We start from the raw sequence: 1,365 nt of genomic DNA on the forward strand, positions 1-1,365 counted from the left end.
GTCTGGGCTGAGGTAGCCGAGTCGCTGTTGAATGCGGGTGGTGTTCCACCAGCGCAGGTAATTATTCAGCCCTGTGTGGAACTCGTCGAGGGTTGAGGGTTTCTGGATGCGGTACCACTCCTCCTTGAGGTGGCTGAAGAACCCCTCCATGGCGGCGTTGTCCAGACACGTGCCCTTCCGAGACATCGACTGAGCAAGCCCCGCCGTGGTCAACGTGTCTCGCCAGAGGTTGTGACGGTACTGAAATCCCTGGTCGGAGTGGACGAGAGGTTTCTCATCCGGGGTAAGAGTGTCGATTGCCATGCGGAGACTATCGGTGACCATTTTCACGCTTGGCGAGGGCCCGACCGTTGAAGCGATGATCCGGTTGTCATGAAGGTCCAGGACGGGCGAAAGGTAAACCTTCGAAGCGCCGACGTTGAACTCGGTCACGTCCGTGACCCACTTCGTGTTCTTGGACTCTGTGGCGAATTGTCGGTTCAGTACGTTGTCAGACGCTTCACCGACCTCACCTCGGAACGAGTTGTACCGTTTGCGACGCCGCACCGGGCATTGCAACCCGAGTTCGCGCATGAGTTTAAGGACCGTCTTTTTAGACACCATCCACCCCTGTCGGAGCAGAACGGCAAGGATGCGCCGGTGCCCGTACGAACTCTTCGCCTCCTCGAATGCGCCACGGATAGCTGCCTTGATGCCGGCCCGGGTGTCGCTGCGGTTGAGCCGGCGCCGGTGGTCGTAAAACGTTGACCGGGGAAGGCCTGCGAGCTGCAGCAACAGGGGTAACGGGTGATGCGCCTTGAGATCTTCGACAGCTCGAACTTTCAGCGTCGTTCCTGTGACCTCAAGGCCCGCAATTTTCCCAAGTAGGCGACCTCCGCGCGAAGCCGTTCGTTCTCTCGGCGTAGCGTCTCAATTTCGCCTTCTAGAGGGGAATCCTCGCGAGTGGCCGGTGGTCTGCCACGCGGCTTGGGACGCAGCCCGTCTTCCCCATCGCGTCGGAAGATGCTTGTCCAGTTGGCTACGGTGCCAGGCGACGGAAGGCCATATTCTTCGCAGAGAGCTCTCCCGGACTCACCCCTGACGTGCCGGCGCACGATTTCAAGCTTCGTCTCAAAATCGTACTGTTTGCGGTCTCTCGTCACCAACGCTCCCGAACCTCGTACCTGCCATCGCTGGTACAACATTTGGACAGGAGACCGGGCAAGGTCAAGAGACACGGCCACCGACTTCGCGGTGAACCCCTGCTCGAACAACGCGACAGCCGAAACGGCGTCTGAGTGACTCAACGTGCTTTTCGAATACATCTGAATACTCCCTGAAGAAGGAACCCTAAATTCGGTGTCCAACTATCGGGGACCACTCCAG

2 protein-coding genes are annotated in these 1,365 nt (G+C 58.9%); both read right to left on the reverse strand.

Annotation, left to right across the window (positions count from 1 at the left end; translation table 11 throughout):
- A partial coding sequence (locus B7R22_RS18265; protein ID WP_172582565.1) for an IS3 family transposase occupies positions 1–855 on the reverse strand: 855 nt, incomplete at its 3' end.
- Positions 822–1,304 (reverse strand): helix-turn-helix domain-containing protein, encoded by a 483-nt coding sequence (locus tag B7R22_RS20360; protein WP_116413116.1) that lies wholly within the window; start codon positions 1,302–1,304, stop codon positions 822–824. The genes B7R22_RS18265 and B7R22_RS20360, both read right to left, overlap by 34 nt.
- Positions 1,305–1,365 lie beyond the last annotated feature (61 nt).

It is taken from the genome of Subtercola boreus (genome assembly GCF_003399635.1).
Classification (GTDB): domain Bacteria; phylum Actinomycetota; class Actinomycetes; order Actinomycetales; family Microbacteriaceae; genus Subtercola; species Subtercola boreus_B.